The organism is Pseudomonas fontis, from assembly GCF_028656955.1.
Taxonomy (GTDB): Bacteria; Pseudomonadota; Gammaproteobacteria; order Pseudomonadales; family Pseudomonadaceae; genus Aquipseudomonas; species Aquipseudomonas fontis.
Window position 1 is genome coordinate 20,395 of sequence record NZ_JAMDGY010000049.1, and the last position, 23,681, is coordinate 44,075.

The following is a 23,681-nucleotide window of genomic DNA, read 5'->3' on the forward strand; positions in this document are numbered from 1 at the left end:
AAACGCGGTGTGTCAGAACGATCACCACGCCAGGGTTTACGAGCGTTTCACGCTCGATCGCGGGACAAGCCCGCTCCCACAGACCGATAGGAGCCGGCTTGCCCGGCTCCTACACAGCAGATCAGAAGCTCACATTCAGCCCCAGGCGCACCCCGTTGTCCTTGTAGCCATCACCAAACTGCCCGGCATAACCCAGTTCCACGGTAGTGCCCGCAGCCACCTGGGCTTTCACCCCCAGTTGCGCCACTGCCGAGTCCTTGGCCAACGGCGTACCCTGCACGGTGAAGTTGTTGCCACCGGCAAACGCCATCTGGCGCTCGGTATCCAGGTCGTCAAAGGCATGCTGCCAACCCAAGGTGCCCTGCAGCGACACCGGCACCCCAGCAACCTTCGCCAGCGGCGTCGAGGCATGCACACCCAGGGTGCTGTAGGTAACGCTGTCGTTCTGGCTATCGCCACGCAACGCCGTAGCACCGCCCTTCTCGTTGAAGCTGTCGCTATCCACCTTCACGCGGGCCAGCCCGACATACGGTTCAACGGTGAACTCACCCGCCTTGACTGCATAACCCAACTCACCGAACACCTGAGTGGTCTTGGCGTCATAGTTGGCCTTGTCGTGGTCGGCAATCCCGTCGAAGCTGACCCGACGGCTGCTGTCGATGTCGTTCCAGGCATGCGAGGCGCCCAGGCGCAGGTTGATCGCGTCCCACTGCCCTGCGGCATACAACGTCAGCGACGTGCTGTCGATGTCGCTCGACGAATTGCGCGCGTCCACATCGAGCTTGTTGCTGCCGTAACCGGCCGCCACACCCACACGCCAATGCTCGTTCAGCGGCAGGTCGATACCCAGCAAGGTACCGCTGCTGTTGTGCTCGGCCTTGGCCGCGTTGCTGTTGCCAGCGCTGTCACCCCAGCCGCCATAACCCTGCATCCAGAAGGTCATGCCGCTGTCGGCGTCGCTGTGCAGCACGCCATCCGCCGGCGCCCTGCCCTGGGCCGCCTGCAGACGCTGGCTGATGCCGTCGCGTACATGGCGGCTGTCATCGAACAACGCACCCTGGGTGCTGGCATGCACTTCGCCGGAGAGGTTGTCGAATGCGGCCCGAGCCTGGGCCACACTCAATGACGACACTGCGTTGTACAGGGCGCCCTTGCCACCTGCGTCCACTGCCGTGGCAACCGCACGCTGGTTGGAGGTGGTGCCCGCCGAGGCGAAGCTGACATCGTTGCGCTGCAACTGCAGCTCCACACCCGTGGCGGAGTACGCCACATTCGGTGTCAGGAAGGCTAGGTTGCTGGTGATCTCGGCAAAGGTGCCGTTGACCGCTGCAGCCTGGATGATCCCGTAGCGATTGTCCGGTGCCCAGCTACCGGCACCCGCCAACACGTTGAGGCGCGCGCCGCCGAGGCTGACGGTGCCGGTGGCGATCAGCTTGTCCGAGGTGCCGTCCGGGTTGGCTTCGATCTCCAGGATGGAGCCCGGCGTCAGGTTGACGTTGCCGTCCACACGCAGGGTACCGATGGAGTTGCCCGGGTTGAGCTTGGCGCCGCTGGCCAGGCTGATGTTGCCGTCGATCAGGCCATGGCCACCGAGCATGGCACCGTTGTCGACCTGCACATTGCTGGCCAGGCTGGCGGTGCTGCCCGCCGCGCCACCGACAATCAGGCTACCGGTGGTGACATGGGTGTCGCCAACGCTGGACTGGCCATTGAGCACCAGTTTGCCGTTGCCGATCTTGTTCAGGCTGCCGCGACCGCTGAGGTTGCCGTCATATACGCTGCCGGAATGGTTGGCGCCTACCTGCAAGGCACTGCCAGCCACCAGGTTCATGTGGCCAGTACCACCGAGCACGTCGAGGGTGGTTGCACCGCTCATGCCCACGCTGCCTGCACTGCCGATGATCAGGGTGGCATTGCCCAGTGCGTTGATGCCGTCCAGGGTCAGCTTGCCGCCCTGGATGTTCAGTGCGCCGCTGAAGCTGTTGTCACCACTCAGGGTCAAGGCACTGCTGCCTTGCTTGAGCAGCGAGCCGGTGCCGCTGATTGCACCGGCCAAGGTCAGGTCATGGCTGCCGGCCAGGGTCAGGCCGCCATTGAGGACGACTGCGTTGTTCAGGGCCAGCACACTGCTGTTGTCCAGGCGCGTGCCGTCGGCGGCGGTCAGGCTGCCGCTGCCCAGCGCGCCGCTGTTGCCGACCACCAGGGTACCGCCATTGAGCAGTGTGCCGCCGCTGTAGCTGTTGACGCCATTCAATACCAGGGTGCCGCTGTCCAGCTTGTTCAGCGTGCCGCTGCCGTTGAGGGCGACATCCAGGGTGGCAGTGACGTTCGGGTCGACGCGCACGGCCGTGTTGCCGGTGGTGCCGTTGACCAGGGTCAGGCTACCCGCGTTGCCGGCCACCAACTGGTAGCCATTGCCGGCGAACTGCATGCCGCCGATGCGTTGTGCACCCTCGACGCCGACCTGCCCGCCAGTGCCTTGGAACACCGCGAAACTGTTGCCCCAGGCCTGATTGAAGACACCGTCGACACTGGTCCAGTTGCTCGCACCGGTACTCCAGGTGCCGGCACCGCCGTTGATCGCACCGTTGCTCTGGGCGTTGCTGCCGTCCCAGAACTGCACGGTGGTATTCGGCGCCTGCACCAGCAGGTTGACCTGGTTGCCCACGGCCGTCTGCACCTGCATGTCGGCCGCTGTCAGGTTGCCTGGCAGTGTGCCGATGGCGAGGCCATTGTTGGTCAGGTTGCCGGCGTAGTTGGCCAGGCGATAGACACCCGTGCCGAAGCCACCGAGGTCGGCAATATTCAGCTTGCCGTCCAGGGTCAGGTTGCCGCCCACATTGAGCAGCGACGAACCGCCGCCCAGCGCAGGTGCGCCCAGGCCGACGTTGAGGTTGGCATTCTGGCCCAGTACCAGTGAACCCACCGACAAGGTGTTGCCGGCGTTCAGGTTCAGGTTGCCGCCATCGGCCACGTTGACCGCGCCTGCGAGGCTACCGTTGCCGGTCAGGGTGGCGCCGTTGTCGACTGCTACGCTGGCACTGGCCAGCGAGCCCGCAACATTCAAGGTGCCCGCAGCGACGCGGGTGTCACCGCTCAGCGTGTTGTTGCCGCCGAGGGTGAGCACGCCGTTGCCAACCTTGTTCAGTTGGCCGGCGCCACTCAAGGCACCCGCAAAGTTGCTGGCGAGGCCATTGCTGCCAACGCTGAGCACAGCGGGCGCAGCGATCTGCGTGCTGCCGTTGCCGGTCAGGCTGGCCAGCGTGAGGGAATTGCCGATGTTCAGCGAGGCGCCGCTGGCCAGGTTGACCCCGGTGCCGCTGCCCAAGGCTGCGCCACCGACCGTGGTGAGGCTACCCGCCAATACATCGAGCGCGCCGCCGAAGCTGTTGCTGCCGCTGAGCGTGAGGTTGCTGGCGCCTTGCTTGGTCAGGCCGCCGCTACCGGCGATGTTGCCGGCCAACACCAGGTCATTGCTGCCTGCGAGCGTCAGGCCGCCGTTGAGCAGCACGTCGTTGTTCAAGGTCAGCGCCACGCGGTTGTCCAGCGTGGTGCCAGCAGCGCTGGTCAGGGTGCCGCTACCCAGGGCACCGGCGTTGCCCAGCACCAGGCTGCCGCCATTGAGCAGCGTACCGCCGGTGTAGCCGTTGGCGCCGTTGAGCACCAGGGTGCCGCTGTCCAGCTTGTTCAGCGTACCGTTGCCGTTGATGGCCAGATCCAGGGTGGCGGTGCTGTTTGGATCAACCCGCACACTGGCAGTGCCGTTGACCAGGTTCAGGCTGCCTGCCACGCCGCTCAGCAGACGATAGCCGTCGCTGGCGAACTGCAGGCCGGTGATGCTCTGCACACCATTGACCGAGACATTGCCCGCTGCGCCCTGGAAGACCGCGAACTGGTTGACCCAGTGTTGGTTGTAGCTGCCGTCGACGTTGGCCCAGTTGGTCACGCCCGAAGCCCAGGTGCCGTTGCCGCCATCGATGCTGCCATTGCCGGCCAACTGGCCGCCGTCCCAGAACTGCACGGTGGTATTGGCGGTGGCCACCAGCAGGTTGACCTGATTGCCCACCACCGTCTGCACGGTCAGGTCACCTGCTGCGGTACCCCCCGGCAATGTGCCGATGTTCAGGCCGTTGTCCGTCAGGTTCCCGCCGTAGTTGGCCAGGCGGTAGACCCCCGCCCCAAAGACACCTTGATCGGTGACATTCAAGGTGCCATCCAGGGTCAGGTTGCCCGCAACATTCAGCAGTGCCGTGCCGCCGCCCGCTACCGGCGTGCCCAGTGCCACGTCGAGGTTGGCATTCTGCGCCAGCACCAGCGAGCCGGCGGACAAGGTGCTGCCCGTGCTCAAGCCCAGGTGACCGCCGTTGGCCACGCTTACCGCGCCAATCAGGTTGCCGCCACCGTTCAGCGTGCCGCCGTTGTTGACGATGACATTGCCACTGGCCAGCGAGCCATTGACCGTCAAGGTGCCGCCATTGACCAGGGTGTCACCGCTCAAGGCGCTGTTGCCGGAGAGGATGAACGTGCCGTTGCCGAGTTTGTTCAGTTGCCCCGCGCCGCCCAGTGCACCGGCAAAGGTGCTGCTCAGGTCGGTGGCGCCGAGGTTCAAGGTGGTGCCCGCAGCCACGTTCGCGTTGCCATTGCCGGTCAGGTTGGCGATGTGGGTGGAACCGCCCAGGTTGAGCTGGCTGCCGTAGCCCAGGTTGACCTGGGCGTTGCTGCCCAGCGCGGTCTCACCCAGGGTGTTCAGGCTGCCGACCAGGACATTGAACTGGCCGTTGAAGCTGTTGTTGCCGCTCAAGGTCAAGTCAGCCAGACCGGTCTTGGTCAGGCTGCCATTGCCCGCCAGCACACCAGCCAGGGTGAGGTCGTGGGTGCTGGCGACTGTCAGGCCTGCATTGACGTTGAGGTTGTTGGCCAGCACCAGCGGCCCGGTGGCATTCAGGTTCGATGCACCACTCACCGTCAGGGCACCGCTGCCCAGGGCGCCCGCCTGGCCCAGGGTCAGGGAGCCGGCGTTCAGGGTGGTACCGCCTTGATAGCTGTTGGCCCCATTGAGGGTAAGGTTGGCGTTGCCATTCTTGGCCAGCCCGGCGTTGCCGCTGATGGCCCCATCCAGGGTCAGGTCATTGCTGCCGGCGACCGTCAGGTTGGCGTTGAGCCCGATAGCGTTGCTCGACACCTGCGCACTGCTGCTGTCCAGCGACGCGGCGCCCGCGACAGTGAGGCTGCCCTGGCCCAGGGCGGTTGCGCTGCCCAGGGTCAAGGTCCCGGCATTCAGGGTGGTGCCACCCTGGTAGGTATTGTTGCCGCTGAGCTCCAGGTTGGCCTGGCCATTTTTGGTCAAGCCACCCGCCCCGCCTACAACGCCCGCCAGGTTGATGCCGGCGCTACCTGCGATGCCCAGATTGCCGGCCAGGTTTACCGTGTTGCCAATGCTGACGGCCTTGCTGGCATCCAGCGTGGTGCCCCCCGCCGCATTCAGGTCACCCGCGCCCAGCGCCCGATTGGAGCCCAGCACCAGGCCACCGGCATTCAACGCCACCGGCCCGACGAAGCTGTTGTTGCCGCCCAGGGCAAGGGTGGCCAAGCCGTTCTTGACCAGGCCAGCACTGCCGACGATGCCGCCATTGAGGGTCAGCGCATGGCTGCCCGCCAGCGTCAGGTTGCCGTTCAGGCCCATGGCATTGGCCAGGGTCACGGCGCGGTTGCTGTCCAGCGTGGTGCCGGCGGCAGTGCTCAGTGCGCCACTGCCCAGGGCGCTGTCGTTGCCGACCACCAGGGTCCCGCCATTGAGCAGGGTGCCACCGGTGTAGCTGTTCGCGCCGTTGAGCACCAGCGTACCGCTGTCTACCTTGTTCAACGTGCCGGTGCCGTCGATGGCCACATCGAGGGTCGCCGTGACATTCGGGTCGACGCGCATCAGCGTATAGCCGTCCAGCCGGTTGACCGCTGTCAGTTTCCCGCCAGCGCCCTGCTCCAGGCGGTAGCCATTGGTAAGGAACTGCATGCCGTTGAACAGTTGCGGCCCTTCGACCGTCACGCTGCCCGCCGTGCCCTGGAACACCGCGAAGTCGTCCGCCCAACTCTTGTTGACGTTGCCATTGACCGAGGTCCAGTTGCCGCCGCCAGCAGTCCAGGTGCCCGCGCCGCCATCGACCACGCCGTTGGCAACCGCATTGCTGCCATCCCAGAAGCGCATGCCCAGGTCCGGCGTATTCACCACCAGGTTGACCTGGCCGAGAGCGCCGGTCTGCACTTGCAGATCACCCAGCCCGAAACCACTCGGCGCGCTGGCGACATCCAGCCCCAGGTCGACCAGGCTGCCGGTGTAGTTGATCAGGCGATAGACACCCGCGCCAAAACTGCCGGCGTCGGTGACATTGAGATTGCCGTCCAGGGTCAGGTTGCCGGTGCTGAGCAATGCCTGCGTCGAAGGCGCGCCAAGTGCGGCATCGAAGTTGGAGCCGCTGCTCATGGTCAGCGATCCCACTGACAGGGTGGTGCCGCTACTCAGGCTGAGATGGCCGCCGCTGTTGACCGTCAGTGCGCCGTTTAGCGTACCGCTACCCGCCAAGGTGCCCGTATTGTTGACGTTGACCTGGGCACTCTTCAACGAACCAAGAAGCTGCAGGGTTCCGCCGTTGACCTCGGTGTTGCCGGTAAAGTTGTTGCTACCGTTGAGGATCAGCTTGGCGGCGCCTTGCTTGGTCAAGCCTCCCACGCCATTGACCTGCCCGCTGAGAGCCAGGTCGTTGCTGCCGAGCACGGTCAGGTTGCCCAGCAGGTTCACGGTGTTGCCCAGGTTGAATGCGCCACTGTTGTCCAGCTGGGTACCGTTGGCCACATTCAGCGCGCCCATGCCCAGTGCCGAACCGGAGGTCAGAACCAGGGCGCCAGCATTCAGCGCGGTCGGGCCGCGATAGCTGTTGTTGCCGCCCAGGCTCAGGGTCCCGGCGCCATTCTTGGCCAGGCTGCCACTGCCGCTGATCACGCCGTTGAGGGTCAGCGCATTGCTCCCGCCCACGCTCAGCAAGCCGGACAGGCTGGTGTCGTTGAGCAGCGTCACGGCCTTGTTGCTGTCCAGCGTGGTGCCTGCCGCAGCGCTCAGGGTGCCAGTGCCCAGCGCGCTGTCGCTGCCCACGACCAGGGTGCCACCACTCAGTAGTGTGCCGCCGGTGTAGGCATTGGCGCCGTTGAGCACCAGGGTGCCGGTGTCGAGCTTGTTGAGGGTTGCCGGGCCGTTGATAGCGACATCGATGCTGGCGGTGACACCTGGGTCGAGCCGTACGGCGAAGGTGCCACTGTTGCCATTGACCGCGCTGATCACACCCGCAGTACCGGCGTTCAGGGCATAGCCATCGGTCATGAACTGCATGCCGCCGAGGATTTTCGCCCCATCTACCCGCACGTTGCCGGCAGCCCCCTGGAACACTGCAAACTGGCCGTACCAATTGCTGTTGATATTGCCGTTGAGGTCGGTCCAGTTGGTGCCACCACTGTTCCAGGTGCCGTTGCCACCCTGAACCATGCCATCAGGGAAACCGGCGCTGCCGTCCCAGAACTGCACGATCAGGTTCGGTGAGTTGACCAGCAGGTTGACCTGGTTGGCGATCGCCGTCTGCAAGTTCAGCTCGCCCGGGTTCAAGCCTGCGGGCAACGTGCCCAAGGCCATGAGATTGTTGGTCAAGCTGCCGCCGTAGTTGAACAGGCGGTACACGCCATTGCCAAAGCCGCCGGCGTCGCTGATGTTCAGGGTACCGTCGAGCACCAGGTTGCCACCCACGCTGAACACCGGCGTGCTGGCGGTCACCGGCGAGCCGAATGCAACATCCGTGATGGAGTTGGCGGCCAGGGTCAGCCCCCCCATATTCAGGGTACTGCCACTGGTACCGGCCAGGTGACCGCCATTTTGCACGGTCACAGGCCCCGCGATCGTACCCGTGCCGGCCAAGGTGCCACCGGCATTGACCGACAGGTGGCCACCGCCCAAGGTCCCGCTCACCTTCAAGGTGCCGGCACTGACCTGGTTGTTGCCGGTAAGGCTGCTGCTCCCGCCCAGCTCGAGAACGCCGGTCCCCACTTTGCTCAGTGCACCGTCGCCATTCAGGCTACCGGCGAATACGTTGTCGAGGTTGTTGCCGCCCAGGCTCAAGGTACTGCCCAGGGCAATGTTGCTGGTCCCGGTCCCAGTCAGGCTGCCGATGCTGGTATTGCCATTGAGATTGAGCGCTGCTGCGCTGTTGATGTTGGCTGAGCTGAGGTTGCCCAGCGCTGTCCCGCCCAGCGTGGTCACGGCACCCCTGAGGATGTTGAGCGTGCCGCTGAAGCTGTTGTTGCCCACCACCACCAGTTCGTCGAGACCGTCCTTGATCAGGTTGCCGCTGCCATTGATCTGGCCACCCAGGGTCAAGGCATTGGGGGTGTTGAGGGTCAGGGTGCCATTCACGTTGAGGCTGTTGGCCAGTGCCACTGCCTGGGTATTGGTCAAGGTGCTGGTACGTATGGCGGTCAGTGCACCGGTACCCATCGAATTGCTGTTGGTCAGGGTCAAGGTGCCGCCGCCGAGCGAAACACCACCAGCAAAGCTGTTGATACCCGCCAGGGTCAGGTTGCCCGTACCGCTCTTGAGCAATTGGCCGGCGCCGTAGACGACCCCGTTCAACCCGAGGCTGTAGTCGCCATAGACGTTGAGGTTGGCGTCCAGCCCCACGTTGTTGTTCAACACCACGTCGATGACGCTCGTCCGCAACGTTGAGGTTCTGCTGACCTGCAATTGGCCCGCACCCAACGCCGCGTTGGTGGCGAGCACCAAACTACCGGAATTCAAGGTGATGATGCCGGTGTAAGCGCTGGAGAACGCGTTGTCCTGAGTGATGGTGGTTTCGCTCGTGCAGGTTACCGCCGCCGTTGGCCCGGGGTTTGCCGGGGTACAGTCGGCCTGGGCAGTCGAGTCGAAGATCAATGGCAGCAGCAATGCCGGCAGGGCCAGCTTGCCCATGCGACGCGTGCTTTTGCGGCAGCGTTTACTGTGTTCGTGGGTGACGGTCCAGCAACCCATCGAAGCATTCCACACCAGCGCAAAAACGTGGTTCATCGCGTCATTCCCTTGAATGAGAGAGGCTGCTGCCAGAAAGGCAGCAGTGTTGGGGCAGGCGCAAAATCAACGCCCGCACACCCTGAAAATTGGCGCGGATTATGTGATGGCAAAATGACTTCTGTCTATGCCCGAAACCACAAATATTCGATCTATTTTTTGACGCCTGAAATCGGTTTCGCCCAATGAATACGGCTACCTGAGCGAATCTGAGCGTTATGCGTCATTGCCCGACAGAAAGCTCAGCAACTGCCGTCCATGGGAGCTCAGCGACTCCCAACTGCGGATGCACAAACGCAGCTCCAGACTGGCCCAACTTTCCTCGAGCCGGACCATTCGCACCGGCAGTTCCTGCACCAGTCGGGTCGCGGTGGTTTCCGGCAGCATGGCGATGCCGGCGCGTTGCGCCACCAACTGTGCGATCGCCTCGAAACCCGGCGCCCTCACCCGCACTTGCAGCGGCATGGCCAGTTTCATCGCCAGCGCCTCGACAAAGCGCTGCATCGCCCGCTCGGCGGGCAAACAGATAAAGGCAAAGCCCAGGGCGTCACGCAGGTGCGTATGCTCGCGCTCTGCCAGCGGGTGACCGAGCGGCACCAGCATCACCAGGCGCTCACGGCGAAACGGCAGGGAGATCACCCCTTCGCTGACCAGGTTGCCGTCATACACGCCGATCTCGCATTCGCCGTTCAACACCGCGCGCAGCACATCGGCGCTGCGGTACTCGACCAGTTCCAGGTCGACTTCCGGGTAGTCCGCCAGAAACGGCCCGAGCACGGTGGGCAGCACGGTGCTGTTGGTCACTGTGGTGGCCGCCAGGTTGAGGGTGATGCGCCGCTGCCCGGCCAGCTCCTTGAGCGTGTCTTGCAGCTTTTGCGCCTCGCCGAGCACGCTGCGTGCGGCCTCCAGCACCAGCCGGCCGTTGGGCGTGAGGTGCATGCCGTCGGCCTTGCGAATGAACAGCGTCACGCCGCAGCGCTCCTCCAGCAGGCGCAGCCGCGTGCTGGCGGCAGACAGCGCCACCGGAAAGGTCGCTGCCGCCTTGCTCAGGCTGCCGGTGGCGGAAATCACCAGCAGCAAACGTAGATCCAGCAAGTCGAAGTGCATATCAGGGGCTTCTCCGTTGGCGAAGGCTTGGTTCGCAAAATAGCGATTCTGGGGAATTGTCCTTCGCCCTAGAATAAGGCCAATTTCCTCCACCGCAGGGGTTTTCATGAACAGCGTGCGCGCCTATTGCCAACGCTCCATCCACAACGGCAGCTTGTTTGCGGTACTGGCCGCGCTCGGTTTCAGCCTCAAGGCGGTCTTCGTCAAGCTGGCCTATGCCGCCAGCACGGTCGATGCCGTGACCCTGCTGGCCATGCGCATGGGGCTGTCGCTGCCGCTGTTTGCCTGGCTGCTGTGGTTCAGCCGCAGCGCATCAAACGCCCCGTTGAACCTGGGCGACGGCCTGCGCGTGCTGCTGCTCGGCATGCTCGGGTATTACCTGGCGAGCCTGTTCGACTTCTATGGCCTGCAGTACATCAGCGCCGGCCTGGAACGGCTGATCCTGTTCACCTACCCGACCCTGGTGCTGATCTTCCAGGCCATCGCCCTGCGCGAACGGCCGACCTTGCGCACACTCGCGGCAATGGGCGTGTGCTACTTCGGCCTGGGCATCGCCTTTGTGCATGACCTGAGCGTGGCCGGTCTCGGCAGCCAGGTGATCGTCGGCTCGGCATGGGTGTTCGCCAGCGCGGTGACCTACGCGCTGTACTACTGTGGCACCGGCATGATGCTCAAGCGCATGAGTTCGATGCGCCTGGCGGGGCTTGCCGGCTGTGCGTCATCGCTCATGGTGCTGGGGCACTACGCGCTGGTGGGCGACACCACGCAACTGCTGCAATTGCCGTCAGTGGTGTGGTTGCATGCCGGGTTGATGGCGCTGGTGTCCACGGTGCTGCCGATCTACTGGGTCTCGCTGGCGATCCAGCGCATGGGCGCCACGCACACGGCGGCCGTCGGCAACCTGGGGCCGGTGCTGACCTTGCTGGCCTCCTGGGCGCTGCTTAGCGAAGAGATTTCGGTGTATCAACTGATCGGCCTGGCGTTTGTACTGCTCGGCGTGTCGCGCCTGAAGCCGGGGCAGAAAACCGCCCCGGCAACCAATGCGCCCGCAGACACGCTGACGGCGCCGAACAGCGGCCGCTGAGCGCAGGCATGCTCAGCCGTTGAACGCGGCTTCGATGGTAGCGATGTCGATCTTGCACATCGTCATCATGGCATCGAAGGCGCGCTTGGCGGCAGCCTTGTCCGCGCTGGTGATGGCTGCGACCAGCACGCGCGGGGTGATCTGCCACGACAGCCCCCATTTGTCCTTGCACCAGCCGCAGGCACTTTCCTCGCCGCCGTTGCCGACGATGGCCTGCCACAGGCGATCGGTTTCGGCCTGATCGTCAGTGGCCACCTGGAACGAGAACGCCTCGCTGTGCGTGAACATCGGGCCGCCGTTCAGGCCCACGCAAGGCGTGCCCATGACGGTGAACTCGACCGTGAGGACATCACCTTGCTGGCCCGACGGGAAATCACCGGGGGCGCGGTGCACGGCGCCCACCGTGCTGTTGGGGAATGTGGCGGCGTAGAACGTCGCGGCGTCCAGCGCCGTGCCGTCGTACCACAGGCAAAGGGTCAGGTTGGGGGACATGGTGGTGCTCCATGGAAGGCGGGAACACCACGATTCTAGTCGGCTGGCCGTGTATCAACCGGCACCCCGTCGACAACCTGCTGCTGGTCCGACGCATGGGTGCGCTACAGTTCGCACTGCCCCGCCGACCACACGGACACGCCATGGCCCTGCCACCGCTCTACAGCTTCAAGGTATTCGAATGCGTTGCCCGTCTGGGCAGCCTGGCGGCGGCGTCGGTCGAGCTGCACGTGACCAGCGGGGCAGTCAGCCAGCAGATCAAGGCGTTGCAGGGCAGCCTGGGGGTCGAGCTGTTCGAGAAGCGCGGTAGGCAACTGGCCCTTACGGCCAGCGGCCGCGTACTGCAGCAACGGGTCGCCCGGGCGATGGGCGAAATCCGCGACGGCGTCGAGGAACTGCACGCCAGCGCAAACGTGCAAACCCCGCCCATCACGTTGACCCTGTCGCTGCCGCCGGCAGAAGGCATCACCTGGCTGGCCACCCTGCTGTTCGAACTGATGGCGGACAACCGCGCCCTCACCCTGAACCTGCTGACCGCCACCTATTTCAACCAGGTCAACTGGCGCAAGGCGGATATCGCCGTGGTCTATGGCTCACCGCCCTGGCCGGGCTACTGGTGGCGGCAGCTGCACGGCATCCAGCTAACCCCGGTGTGCAGCCCACAATACTTGCGCGGCCCGCAGGCCATCCGCAGCGTGGACGACCTGGCCCGCCACCGCCTGCTGCACGAAGACGCCGGCGAGCAATGGCAGCAATGGCTGACAGAAGCCGGCGGCACCTCGCGCAGCGCCTCGCACGTCTACTTCGAGGACTTTGCCCTGGTGCTGCAAGCCGCCCGCGATGGTTTTGGCGTCGCCCTGAGTGATGAGACGGTGTCGGCCCGCGACCTCAACGAAGGCCGACTGGTACAGCCCCTGGCAATCTCGGTGCCGGCCGTGCACAACTACTACTGCATCTGCACCGAAGACGCCTGGGAACGCCGCGAAGTGAAGTCGTTCATCGACTGGCTGCTGTCAACGGCCAACTGACGCGCTTTCAGTACCCGTAGCCACGTCCGTCGGTGAAGGTGATGTCCGTCAGGATGCTGATGCCCTTTTGCACCTCGAACAGTTTCGAACTGCGGATCAGCTCCGGGTCGGAGAAGGATTTGCCGGTCGCGCGCCCGGCCTGGATCGCCACCAGCTTTTCATGAATCTGCTGCACATCGGCGTAGCTCATGGCAGGCACGCGGCTGGCATCTTCGTCGGCATGGGCGCCGTAGATGCGTGTGTCCGGGTTGATCAGTTCGAGCGTGGCGGCAACCGAGGTGGTGTAGTCCGCAAGGTTGCCGGCCAGCAGCCAGGACGGGTAGAGATGATCGCCCGACAGCAGCACATTGTGGGTTTCATCCAGCAGCGCCACTTCATCCTGGGTATGCCCCGGGGTGCTCAGCAGGCGCACCTTGAGGCCGCCCAAGTCGATCACTTCGTTGGGTTTGATCAGGCGCTCGACGCGAAACGGCTTCAAGGTCATATGGTCGAAATTGCCCAGGTAGACCGCCTCCGGGACGTGGTACAGGCCATCGCTTTGCTTGAAGCGGCGGATCGCCGGGAGGTCGGCGAGATAAATGCTGCTGAAGTTGTGCAGGCCGCCCAGGTGATCAAAGTGCAGGTGCGAAGGCAGCACCGACAGCGGCTTTTTGGTGATGGTCTCGACCACTTTGGTAATGTCCGCCGCCTGGTTGGCGCCAGCATCAAACATCAGCGCCTTTTCACTGCCCACCAACAGGTACGAGTAGTTCTTCTGGTAGTAATCCGGCTCACCGATGGCATACAGCGTGTCGCTCAATTTGTGCACCACGAATGCGGGACCAACGCCGCTGGCCTGGGCTGCTTCATCCACCTGAACCACCCCGCCGACAACCGTCGATGCCATTACCACCAGTGCCGCGATAAGTCGTTGCATAAATTGCCAGCCTTGTTTGTCGAGTCAGTTTTTATGGTCGAACACCGTCAATGCCCGAACGAATCTAGCGACCCCGACACCCGCAGCTCAATGCATTAGATTTAAACCATCACACTTTAGTTAATCTGCCGGGCCAGGGCCGACAGCGTCGGCCCTGGCTCCACATCAGGCCGCCTCGCGACCCTTGGCCAGCGCCTGCGCCGCCGCCAGCATCGCTCGCAACAGCACGGCGCAACCGGCGGCCAGATCGGCCGGCGCGGCGTTCTCGATTTCGTTGTGGCTGATCCCGCCTTCACAGGGCACGAAGATCATCCCCGCCGGGCCGAGCTCTGCGAGGAAAATCGCATCGTGCCCGGCGCCGCTGACGATATCCATGTGCGACAGGCCCAACCCCTGCGCGGCACTGCGCACCGCGTCCACGCAACCTTTTTCGAAGTACAGCGGCGGGAAGTCGGCGGTCGGCGTCAAGGTGTAGGTCAAGCCATGCTGCGCGGTGGTGGCAGCGATGACCTCCTTGACCTGGGCGATCATCGAGTCCAACCGCGCCGGCTCCAGGTGACGGAAGTCCAGGGTCATGCGCACCTCCCCTGGAATCACGTTGCGCGACCCAGGGTAGGCTTGCAGGCAACCCACCGTGCCACACGCATGCGGCTGGTGCTCCAGCGCCACCCGATTGACCGCTGCGACCACCACGCTGGCGCCCACCAGCGCGTCCTTGCGCAGGTGCATTGGCGTCGGCCCGGCATGCGCCTCGACGCCGTGCAAGGTCAGGTCGAACCACTTCTGCCCCAAGGCCCCCAACACCACGCCAATGGTCTTGTGCTGATCTTCCAGAATCGGCCCTTGCTCGATATGCGCTTCAAAGTACGCACCCACTGCATGCCCGCTGACCTGACGCGGCCCGGCATAGCCAATGGCATTGAGCGCAGCGCCGACGCTGACGCCCTCGGCATCGACCTTGGCCAGGGTTTCCTCCAGCGTGAATTTTTCGGCAAACACCCCGGAGCCCATCATGCATGGAGCGAACCGCGAGCCCTCCTCGTTGGTCCACACCACCACTTCCAGCGGGGCTTCGGTCTCGACCTTGAGGTCGTTGAGCGTGCGCAGCACTTCCAGCCCGGCCAACACGCCAAAGCAGCCATCGAACTTGCCGCCAGTGGGCTGGGTGTCGATATGGCTGCCGGTCATCACCGGCGGCAACTGCGGGTTGCGCCCCGGTCGACGGGCGAAGATGTTGCCGACCTGATCGACACTGACGGTGCAACCGGCCGCCTCGGCCCATTGCACGAACAGGTCGCGGGCCTGGCGATCGAGGTCGGTCAGGGCCAGGCGGCACACCCCACCCTTGACCGTGGCACCCAGGCGGGCCAGGTCCATCAGCGATTGCCAGAGGCGGTCGCCGTTGATGTGCGCGTGGCTACTTTGCAGAACGTCCTGTGCGGTTTGCATGCGGTTCTCCTTCAGGCAATCAGCCTCTACGGGCCGTGGCGTCAAAGACTCGGTTTGAGGCTGGCGGAGCGGGCAGCCTTGAGGCTGCCCAGGATGTAGTAGATCAGCCCACCCAGGGCAGAACCGGTGAACCAGCCGAAGTCGTAGAACCAGCTGAACGCCGTGCTCTGCAACGACAGCAGGGTGAGCATCACTGGCACCCCGAAGGCGATGAAGCCGGCCAGGTTCCAGGCCGGGTACACGTCGTCGCGGTACAACCCGGCCAGGTCGAGGGTTTGCCGGCGAATCAGGAAGTAGTCCACCACCATGATCCCGGCAATCGGCCCGAGCAGGCTGGAGTAGCCCAGCAGCCAGTTGGAATAGACGCTTTCCAGGCTGACATCGGAGACGATCAGGCCCAGTTTCTTGAGCAGCTCATGGGCCATCAGCAGCAACCCGACCACCCCGGTGAGCAGCACTGCGGTGGTGCGCCCGATCCATTTCGGGGCCAGGTTCTGGAAGTCGTTGGTTGGTGAAACGATGTTCGCCGCCGTGTTGGTCGACAGCGTGGCGATGATGATCAGGGCCATGGCCAGGGCCACCCACACCGGGCTCTGGATATGCCCGATCAGGCTGACCGGATCGGCCACGGTCTCGCCCACCAGCGACGCCGACGCCGCCGTCAGCACCACGCCGAGGGCGGCGAACAGGAACATGGTCAACGGCAGGCCGATGATCTGCCCGATGATCTGGTCCTTCTGGCTTTTGGCGTAGCGGCTGAAGTCCGGGATGTTCAGCGACAGGGTGGCCCAGAAGCCGACCATGGCGGTGAGCCCGGCAAAGAAGTAACCGGTCACGCTGGCGCCTTCCGGACGTTTTGGCGGTTGCGCCATCAGCTCGCTGAGCGACACATTGGGCATCGCCCACACCAGCAACCCGGCCCCTACCAGCACCAGCAAGGGCGCCGAGAGCGTTTCAAGCAGCTTGATCGACTCGGCGCCACGCAACACCACCCACAGGTTCAGGCACCAGAACACCATGAAGCCGATCACCTCGCCGGTGCCGCCCAGGCTTTTCCAGTCGGCCGACAGCGAGCCGAGAAACAGGTGAATCGCCAGCCCGCCAAACATGGTCTGGATACCGAACCAGCCGCACGCCACCAGCGCGCGGATCAGGCACGGCACATTGGAGCCGATGATGCCGAACGATGAGCGCAGCAGCACCGGGAAGGGGATGCCGTATTTGGTACCGGGGAAGGCATTGAGGGTCAGCGGGATCAGCACCACCGTGTTGGCCAGCAGGATCGCCAGTAGCGCCTCGCCGACCGACAGGCCGAAATAGGCGGTGAGCACCCCACCCAGCGTGTAGGTCGGCACGCAGATCGACATGCCGACCCACAGTGCAGTGATGTGCCATTTGTTCCAGGTGCGCTCGTGCACCTTGGTCGGGGCGATGTCGTGGTTGTACCGGGGGCTGTCGAGGACGTCGCTGCCCGCCTCGAGTTCGAACAAGCCATCACGCTCGCTCACCTGCGATCTATTCTGTTGCATGGCCGCTCCACTGTTCTTTTCGTTGTGTGCGCATCACGAGGATGGCTGGAGTTCTTGCACAGCAATTGATGGGCCATCACGGTCAAGGGCGCCCAAGTGAAATCTTGACCATTTGGGCTTTCTGTCAAGCAAGACAGATGAGCGCGACAGCCGCAATGGAGTCGAAACAATCAATTTAATTGTTATATTTCAAAGAGTTAAATCGAATATAAGCTTATAAAAAATAAATTTGCCGTATCCCGCAACCGCAACTAGATTCAAATCTTGACAGGCCTGCCAGGAATACCGGTGGCGCCGGTTCATTGCACAAAACCTAGAACCGGTAGCAACCGGTCAAGCCTGCGAGGAGCTTCGTGATGACGCTTTTGATTCGTGGCGCCACCCTGATTACCCATGACGACAGTTTCAAAGCCGATGTCTATTGCGCCGACGGCGTGATCAAGGCCATCGGTGACGACCTCGACGTGCCGGCCGGTTGTGAAGTGCTCGACGGTACTGGCCAGTACCTGATGCCCGGCGGCATCGACCCGCACACCCATATGCAGTTGCCCTTCATGGGCACCGTGGCCAGCGAGGACTTCTACAGCGGCACCGCGGCGGGCCTGGCCGGGGGCACCACCTCGATCATCGACTTCGTCATCCCCAACCCGCAGCAGTCGCTGCTCGAAGCCTTCCACCAGTGGCGTGGCTGGGCTGAGAAATCCGCCTCGGACTACGGCTTCCACGTGGCAATCACCTGGTGGAGCGAGCAGGTGCGCGAAGAGATGGCCGAGCTGGTCAGCCAGCATGGGGTCAACAGCTTCAAGCACTTCATGGCCTACAAGAACGCCATCATGGCGGCCGACGACACCCTGGTCGCCAGCTTCGAGCGTTGCCTGGAGCTGGGCGCGGTGCCCACCGTGCACGCCGAGAACGGTGAGCTGGTCTATCACCTGCAACGCAAGCTGCTGGCCCAGGGCATCACCGGGCCGGAAGCGCATCCGCTGTCGCGCCCTTCGCAAGTAGAAGGTGAGGCGGCCAGCCGGGCGATCCGCATTGCCGAAACCCTCGGCACACCGTTGTACCTGGTGCACGTGTCGACCCGTGAAGCCCTGGATGCAATCACCTACGCCCGGGCCAAGGGCCAGCCGGTGTACGGCGAGGTGCTGGCGGGCCACTTGCTGCTTGATGACAGTGTCTACCGGCATCCGGACTGGCAGACGGCGGCCGGCTACGTGATGAGCCCGCCGTTCCGTCCGCGCGGGCATCAGGAGGCGCTCTGGCATGGCTTGCAGTCGGGCAACCTGCACACCACGGCCACCGACCACTGCTGCTTCTGCGCCGAGCAGAAAGCGGCCGGGCGCGATGACTTCAGTCGCATTCCCAATGGCACGGCGGGCATCGAGGACCGCATGGCCGTGCTCTGGGATGAAGGGGTGAACAGCGGCAGGTTGTCGATGCAGGACTTTGTCGCGCTGACCTCCACCAACACCGCGAAGATCTTCAACCTGTACCCGCGCAAGGGCGCATTGCGCGTGGGTGCCGATGCCGACCTGGTGCTGTGGGACCCGCAAGGGACGCGGACGATTTCGGCCAAGACGCACCACCAGCAGGTCGACTTCAACATCTTCGAAGGCAAGACCGTGCGTGGGGTGCCCAGCCATACCATCAGCCAGGGCCGGCTGGTGTGGGCCGACGGTGATTTGCGCGCCGAGCGCGGTGCCGGGCGCTATATCGAGCGCCCAGCGTACCCGGCGGTGTTCGATCTGCTGAGCAAGCGTGCCGAGCTGAACAAGCCCACCGCCGTCAAACGCTGAAGACGCCGCTTGTAGCCGCTGCCGTGAGGCTGCGCTCGCCTGCGTAGCGGGCGCCGCCCTTGGGAGCCCTCGGCAGCGGCTACAACGTTGTCAGACGGCTGTGAGAGCGGCACGAAAGCAAAACCATAAGAACGAGGCCACCACCGTGATCAATTCCCTGAGCCACCTTCCCCACCCCAGTGCCGACAACCCGACCCTGGCCAGCCACTTCACCGACCTGGCGCCCCCGCTCACCGCGCGCCAGGCCATGGTCGAAAGCGCCCGCTGCCTGTACTGCTACGACGCCCCATGCGTCAACGCCTGCCCCAGCGAAATCGACATCCCCTCGTTCATCCGCAATATCCACCAGGACAACGTCCAGGGCGCGGCGGTGAAAATCCTGTCGGCGAACATCCTCGGCGGCAGCTGCGCCCGCGTCTGCCCCACCGAAGTTCTCTGCCAGCAAGCTTGCGTACGCAACAACCAGCAGGAATGCGCCCCCGTACTGATCGGCCTGCTGCAACGCTATGCACTGGACCATGCCGAGTTCAATGGGCACCCGTTCCAGCGCGCCCCGTCTACTGGCAAGCGCGTGGCCGTGGTCGGCGCCGGCCCCGCCGGCCTGTCCTGCGCCCACCGCCTGGCCTGGCACGGGCACGACGTGGTGATCTTCGAAGCCCAGGCCAAGGCCGGTGGCCTCAACGAATACGGGATCGCCAAGTACAAGCTGGTCGATGACTTCGCCCAGCATGAGCTGGACTTCCTTTTGGAGATCGGCGGCATCGAGATCCGCCACGGCCAGAAGCTGGGCGACAACCTCAGCCTGGGCGAGCTGCAACAGCAATTCGACGCAGTGTTCCTCGGCCTGGGCCTGGCGGCTAGCCGCCAGCTCGGGCTGCCCGACGAACAGGCGCCGGGCCTGCTCGCCGCCACCGACTACATTCGCGAGCTACGCCAGGCCGACGACCTCAGCGCCCTGCCCCTCGCCGACCACTGCATCGTCCTCGGTGCCGGCAACACTGCCATCGACATGGCCGTGCAGATGGCCCGCCTCGGTGCCCATGACGTCAACCTGGTGTACCGCCGCGGAGTCGAGGACATGGGTGCCACCGCGCATGAACAACACATCGCCAAGGAGAACCAGGTGCGCCTGCTGACCTGGGCACAGCCCGAACAGGTGCTGCTCGATGAGCAGGGCCAGGTGCGCGGCATGCGCTTTGCCCGCACGCACCTGGTCGAGGGCCGCCTGCAGACCACCGGGGAGACCTTCGAACTGGCCGCCGACGCGATCTTCAAGGCCATCGGCCAGGGTTTCGACGGTAGTGCCCTGAGTGATGCCCAGGCCACCCAACTGGCCCGCGACGGCGAGCGCATCCGGGTCGACGAACAGCTGCGCACCAGCCTGCCCGGCGTGTATGCCGGCGGGGATTGCACCCACGCCGGGCAGGACCTCACCGTCCAGGCCGTGCAACACGGCAAGCTGGCCGCCGAGGCCATCCATGCCGACCTGATGCTCACTGTGGAGGCTGCATAAATGGCTGACCTGTCGATCGAATTTGCTGGCATCAAGGCGCCCAATCCCTTCTGGCTGGCCTCCGCACCGCCTACCGACAAGGCCTACAACGTGGTCCGCGCCTTCCAGGCCGGCTGGGGCGGCGTGGTCTGGAAAACCCTCGGTGAAGACCCGGCGGCGGTCAACGTGTCCTCGCGCTATTCCGCGCACTACGGGGCCAACCGCGAGGTCATGGGCATCAACAACATCGAGCTGATTACCGACCGCTCGCTGGAGATCAACCTGCGCGAAATCACCCAGGTGAAGAAGGACTGGCCCGACCGGGCGCTGATCGTCTCGCTGATGGTGCCGTGTGTCGAAGAGTCGTGGAAAGCCATCCTGCCGCTGGTGGAGGCCACCGGTGCCGATGGCATCGAGCTGAACTTCGGCTGCCCGCACGGCATGCCGGAACGCGGCATGGGCGCGGCGGTCGGCCAGGTGCCGGAGTATGTCGAGCAGGTCACGCGCTGGTGCAAGACCTATTGCTCGCTACCGGTGATCGTCAAGCTCACCCCGAACATCACCGACATTCGCCAGTCGGCACGCGCCGCGCAGCGTGGCGGCGCGGACGCCGTGTCGCTGATCAACACCATCAACTCGATCACCAGTGTCGACCTGGAGCGCATGATCGCCCTGCCCATCGTCGGCCAGGCCAGCACCCACGGCGGCTATTGCGGCTCGGCGGTCAAGCCGATTGCCCTGAACATGGTTGCCGAGATTGCCCGCGACCCGGCCACCCAGGGCCTGCCGATCAGCGGCATTGGCGGCATTGGCAGCTGGCGCGACGCGGCGGAGTTCATGGCGCTGGGCTGCGGCGCGGTGCAGGTGTGCACGGCGGCGATGCTGCATGGTTTCCGGATTGTCGAGGACATGAAGGACGGGCTGTCGCGCTGGATGGACAGCCAGGGCTATCAGCGCATCGAGGACTTTGCCGGGCGTGCGGTTGGGCATACCACTGACTGGAAGTACCTGGACATCAATTACCAGGTGATCGCCAAGATCGACCAGGCGGCCTGCATCGGTTGCGGGCGTTGCCATATCGCCTGTGAAGACACCTCGCACCAGGCGATTGCCAACCAGAAACTGGCCGACGGCAGCCACCGCTATGAAGTGGTCGATGCCGAGTGCGTGGGTTGCAACCTGTGCCAGATCACCTGCCCGGTGGAGGACTGTATCGAGATGGTCGCGCAGGACACCGGCAAACCGTTCCTGGACTGGCTGCATGATCCGCGCAACCCGTACCGGGAGGCGGTGTAGAGGCGCCAGGCGAAAAAAAGCCGCCCCTGGGGGCGGCTTTTTTTACAGCCAGCGGCCTCAGTCGGTCGCCAACACGCCACGACGGACCTGGTCGCGCTCGATCGACTCGAACAGCGCCTTGAAGTTGCCTTCGCCGAAGCCATCATCGCCTTTGCGCTGGATGAACTCGAAGAACACCGGCCCCATCAGGGTTTCCGAGAAGATCTGCAGCAGCAGGCGCGTGTCGCCCGGCTGCGACGAACCGTCCAACAGGATCCCGCGAGCCTGCAACTGACCTACTGGCTCGCCATGCCCAGGCAGGCGCCCTTCGAGCATTTCGTAGTAGGTCTCTGGCGGCGCGGTCATGAAGCGCATGCCCATCGACTTCAGGGTGTCCCAGCTCTTGAGCAGGTCATCGCAGAGGAAGGCCACGTGCTGGATGCCCTCGCCGTTGAACTGCATCAGGAACTCTTCGATCTGCCCGGCGCCCTTGGACGATTCCTCGTTCAACGGGATACGGATCATGCCATCCGGCGCGGTCATGGCCTTGGAGGTCAGGCCGGTGTACTCGCCCTTGATGTCGAAGTAACGGATCTCGCGGAAGTTGAACAGCTTCTCGTAGAAGCCGGCCCAGAAGGCCATGCGCCCGCGGTACACGTTGTGGGTCAGGTGGTCGATGATCTTCAGGCCGGCACCGACCGGGTTGCGATCAACACCTTCGATCCACTTGAAGTCGATGTCATAGATCGAGCTGCCTTCCTCGAAACGGTCGATCAGGTACAGCGGCGCACCGCCAATCCCCTTGATCGCCGGCAGGCGCAGTTCCATCGGGCCGGTTTCGATCTCGACCGGCTGCGCACCCAGTTCCAGGGCACGGGCATAGGCTTCGTGAGCATTACGCACACGGAACGCCATGCCGCACACCGACGGGCCGTGCTCGGCCGCAAAGTACGAGGCGACGCTTTTCGGTTCGTTGTTCAGGATCAGGTTGATGTCGCCCTGGCGATACAGGTGCACATCCTTGGAACGGTGGGTAGCCACCTTGGTGAAGCCCATGATCTGGAAGATCGGCTCAAGGGTGCCAGGGGTCGGCGATGCAAACTCGATGAATTCAAAGCCCATCAGGCCCATCGGGTTTTCGAAGATATCTGCCATGTTCGTGTCCTCATCATCAAAACGGGTAATAACGATTTGTTAGTAGCTGTCGATGTCGAGCGAACGTGGTGGCGCGCAAGAGATGCCCCTCACACTGCGTGCAAGGTAGTCACCATAAATCAGTTTGAACCCATGACACTTCATATGGGACCCATTCTCCGCGGGCTGATTCTCCGAGGCGTGGAGAACCTTATTATTGTATGCGTAACCTGATTCTACAGTGCGTAAAAATATTTGTCCGCAATTAACTTCACGCCTTTGGTCGTACTCGCCCAGGCCAGTTGCACAGCACGATACCGAGCAGTACCAGGGCGCCGCCAAGGGCCATCACCGGACCCAACTGCTCGCCCAGCAACAACGCGGCGAACAGCACGGCGCTCAGCGGGTTCAAGGCGATGAACACCCCGCTACGGGTCGGGCCGATGCGGGCAATGGCCTGATAGTACCAATAGTAGGCCAGCGCCGAGCCGACGATGCCCAGGTAGCCCAGGCTGAACCAGTCGCTACGGTTGAGTGCCGCCAGTGCCGGCAGGTTCAATGCGCCTTGGCTGATCGCCAGCGCGAACAGCATCACGCTGCCCAGCAGCACCGACCAGGCCACCGTGGCCAATGCCCCGAGGCTGGCGATCAACGCTCGGCCAAACAGGCTGTAGACCCCCCAACTGAGCACGCAGCCGAGCATCAGCAAGTCGCCCTGCCCCACCCCTTGCGTGGCGCCCAGCGCCTGGGGGTCACGCCCGAGGATCACCGTGCCGGCGCCCAACAGGCAAACCGCGATGCCCAGTTGCCTGCCCAGCCCCAGGCGCTCCTTGAACAGCACGGCGCTGGCCAGCGCGATTGCTGCGGGGTTAAGCGCCACGATCAATGAGGCGCGCGAGGCGCTGACCGATTGCAGGCCCTGAAACAGGCACAGGTTGTAGACAAACACGCCGAAGAAGCCGAGCACTGCCAGTTGCCCAAACTGGCGCCGGCTCGGCAGCCGGCGCAAGGGCGGCAACAACGCCAGCAGGCCACCGAGCACCAGGCTGGCGAGCAGGAAGCGCACACTCGCCGCCAGCAACGGCGCCACCGAGCCGGCCAGTTGGCGCCCCGCCACAAAAGTCCCGCCCCAAATCAGCACCACGGCCAACAACTTCAGGTAGGCCGGCAGGTCGTCGCGCAATGCAGGGGACATGTGAGTGATCCAGTGGAGAAATCGGAGCCCATAGACTGGCGCTAATCACAGCTCATCGTAAAATGAGCGATTACTCATGTCGGTAGC

Annotated in this window: 13 protein-coding genes; 5 read left to right on the plus strand and 8 right to left on the minus strand. The window is 64.0% G+C overall.

Annotated elements, in window-relative coordinates; translation table 11 throughout:
- Window positions 1-121: 121 nt before the first annotated feature.
- Window positions 122-9,097, minus strand: coding sequence for an autotransporter-associated beta strand repeat-containing protein (locus tag M5G11_RS16145; RefSeq protein ID WP_273910609.1), 8,976 nt, complete (start codon window positions 9,095-9,097; stop codon window positions 122-124).
- A gap of 216 nt (window positions 9,098-9,313) precedes the next feature.
- Window positions 9,314-10,204 carry a LysR substrate-binding domain-containing protein gene (locus M5G11_RS16150; RefSeq protein WP_273910611.1) on the minus strand — a complete coding sequence of 297 codons (891 nt, stop codon included), beginning with the start codon at window positions 10,202-10,204 and terminating at the stop codon, window positions 9,314-9,316.
- 106 nt (window positions 10,205-10,310) lie between these two features.
- Between M5G11_RS16150 and M5G11_RS16155 the strand changes: the two genes are divergently transcribed.
- On the plus strand, window positions 10,311-11,288 hold the full coding sequence (locus M5G11_RS16155; RefSeq protein WP_273910612.1) for a DMT family transporter: 978 nt from the start codon (window positions 10,311-10,313) through the stop codon (window positions 11,286-11,288).
- Window positions 11,289-11,300: 12 nt separating this feature from the next.
- Here M5G11_RS16155 and M5G11_RS16160 read toward each other — a convergent pair whose 3' ends face one another.
- A complete protein-coding gene (locus M5G11_RS16160; RefSeq protein WP_273910614.1) occupies window positions 11,301-11,780 on the minus strand; it encodes a VOC family protein in 480 nt (159 codons plus the stop codon).
- A gap of 143 nt (window positions 11,781-11,923) precedes the next feature.
- Here M5G11_RS16160 and M5G11_RS16165 point away from each other — a divergent pair, with 143 nt between their 5' ends.
- Window positions 11,924-12,808, plus strand: a complete 885-nt coding sequence (locus M5G11_RS16165; protein ID WP_273910615.1) for a LysR substrate-binding domain-containing protein — start codon at window positions 11,924-11,926, stop codon at window positions 12,806-12,808.
- A 7-nt stretch (window positions 12,809-12,815) separates the two neighbouring features.
- Here the strand turns inward: M5G11_RS16165 and M5G11_RS16170 are convergent, their stop codons facing one another.
- From M5G11_RS16170 to M5G11_RS16180, 3 genes are all read right to left on the minus strand, one after another.
- Complete coding sequence (locus M5G11_RS16170) at window positions 12,816-13,724, minus strand: MBL fold metallo-hydrolase (RefSeq protein ID WP_273910617.1); 909 nt, start codon at window positions 13,722-13,724, stop codon at window positions 12,816-12,818.
- Between the two features lie 165 nt (window positions 13,725-13,889).
- Window positions 13,890-15,173 carry a Zn-dependent hydrolase gene (locus tag M5G11_RS16175; protein ID WP_273910619.1) on the minus strand — a complete coding sequence of 428 codons (1,284 nt, stop codon included), beginning with the start codon at window positions 15,171-15,173 and terminating at the stop codon, window positions 13,890-13,892.
- 41 nt (window positions 15,174-15,214) lie between these two features.
- Complete coding sequence (locus M5G11_RS16180; RefSeq protein ID WP_273910620.1) at window positions 15,215-16,702, minus strand: NCS1 family nucleobase:cation symporter-1; 1,488 nt, start codon at window positions 16,700-16,702, stop codon at window positions 15,215-15,217.
- Window positions 16,703-17,058: 356 nt separating this feature from the next.
- On the opposite strand from M5G11_RS16180, the gene hydA reads away from it, so the two are divergent.
- The 3 genes from hydA to preA all read left to right on the plus strand — a co-directional run bounded on the left by hydA (window position 17,059) and on the right by preA (window position 21,286).
- The gene (gene hydA, locus M5G11_RS16185; protein WP_273910621.1) at window positions 17,059-18,498 is read left to right on the plus strand and encodes a dihydropyrimidinase; all 1,440 of its coding nucleotides are present in this window, start codon (window positions 17,059-17,061) and stop codon (window positions 18,496-18,498) included.
- Between the two features lie 145 nt (window positions 18,499-18,643).
- Window positions 18,644-20,011 (plus strand): NAD(P)-dependent oxidoreductase, encoded by a 1,368-nt coding sequence (locus M5G11_RS16190; protein ID WP_273910622.1) that lies wholly within the window; start codon window positions 18,644-18,646, stop codon window positions 20,009-20,011.
- Window positions 20,012-21,286, plus strand: a complete 1,275-nt coding sequence (preA, locus tag M5G11_RS16195) for an NAD-dependent dihydropyrimidine dehydrogenase subunit PreA (RefSeq protein WP_273910623.1) — start codon at window positions 20,012-20,014, stop codon at window positions 21,284-21,286.
- 57 nt (window positions 21,287-21,343) lie between these two features.
- On the opposite strand, the gene hppD is transcribed toward preA, so the two are convergent.
- A complete protein-coding gene (gene hppD / locus M5G11_RS16200) occupies window positions 21,344-22,420 on the minus strand; it encodes a 4-hydroxyphenylpyruvate dioxygenase (RefSeq protein WP_273910625.1) in 1,077 nt (358 codons plus the stop codon).
- Window positions 22,421-22,670: 250 nt separating this feature from the next.
- Window positions 22,671-23,594 (minus strand): DMT family transporter, encoded by a 924-nt coding sequence (locus M5G11_RS16205; protein ID WP_273925318.1) that lies wholly within the window; start codon window positions 23,592-23,594, stop codon window positions 22,671-22,673.
- Window positions 23,595-23,681 lie beyond the last annotated feature (87 nt).

What these genes read in the sequence shown, in the direction of transcription:
- M5G11_RS16145 (WP_273910609.1), bottom strand. Translation starts at nt 9,097, where the DNA reads ATGAACCACGTTTTTGCGCTGGTGTGGAATGCTTCGATGGGTTGCTGG.
- M5G11_RS16150 (WP_273910611.1), bottom strand. Translation starts at nt 10,204, where the DNA reads ATGCACTTCGACTTGCTGGATCTACGTTTGCTGCTGGTGATTTCCGCC.
- M5G11_RS16155 (WP_273910612.1), top strand. Translation starts at nt 10,311, where the DNA reads ATGAACAGCGTGCGCGCCTATTGCCAACGCTCCATCCACAACGGCAGC.
- M5G11_RS16160 (WP_273910614.1), bottom strand. Translation starts at nt 11,780, where the DNA reads ATGTCCCCCAACCTGACCCTTTGCCTGTGGTACGACGGCACGGCGCTG.
- M5G11_RS16165 (WP_273910615.1), top strand. Translation starts at nt 11,924, where the DNA reads ATGGCCCTGCCACCGCTCTACAGCTTCAAGGTATTCGAATGCGTTGCC.
- M5G11_RS16170 (WP_273910617.1), bottom strand. Translation starts at nt 13,724, where the DNA reads ATGCAACGACTTATCGCGGCACTGGTGGTAATGGCATCGACGGTTGTC.
- M5G11_RS16175 (WP_273910619.1), bottom strand. Translation starts at nt 15,173, where the DNA reads ATGCAAACCGCACAGGACGTTCTGCAAAGTAGCCACGCGCACATCAAC.
- M5G11_RS16180 (WP_273910620.1), bottom strand. Translation starts at nt 16,702, where the DNA reads ATGCAACAGAATAGATCGCAGGTGAGCGAGCGTGATGGCTTGTTCGAA.
- hydA (WP_273910621.1), top strand. Translation starts at nt 17,059, where the DNA reads ATGACGCTTTTGATTCGTGGCGCCACCCTGATTACCCATGACGACAGT.
- preA (WP_273910623.1), top strand. Translation starts at nt 20,012, where the DNA reads ATGGCTGACCTGTCGATCGAATTTGCTGGCATCAAGGCGCCCAATCCC.
- hppD (WP_273910625.1), bottom strand. Translation starts at nt 22,420, where the DNA reads ATGGCAGATATCTTCGAAAACCCGATGGGCCTGATGGGCTTTGAATTC.
- M5G11_RS16205 (WP_273925318.1), bottom strand. Translation starts at nt 23,594, where the DNA reads ATGTCCCCTGCATTGCGCGACGACCTGCCGGCCTACCTGAAGTTGTTG.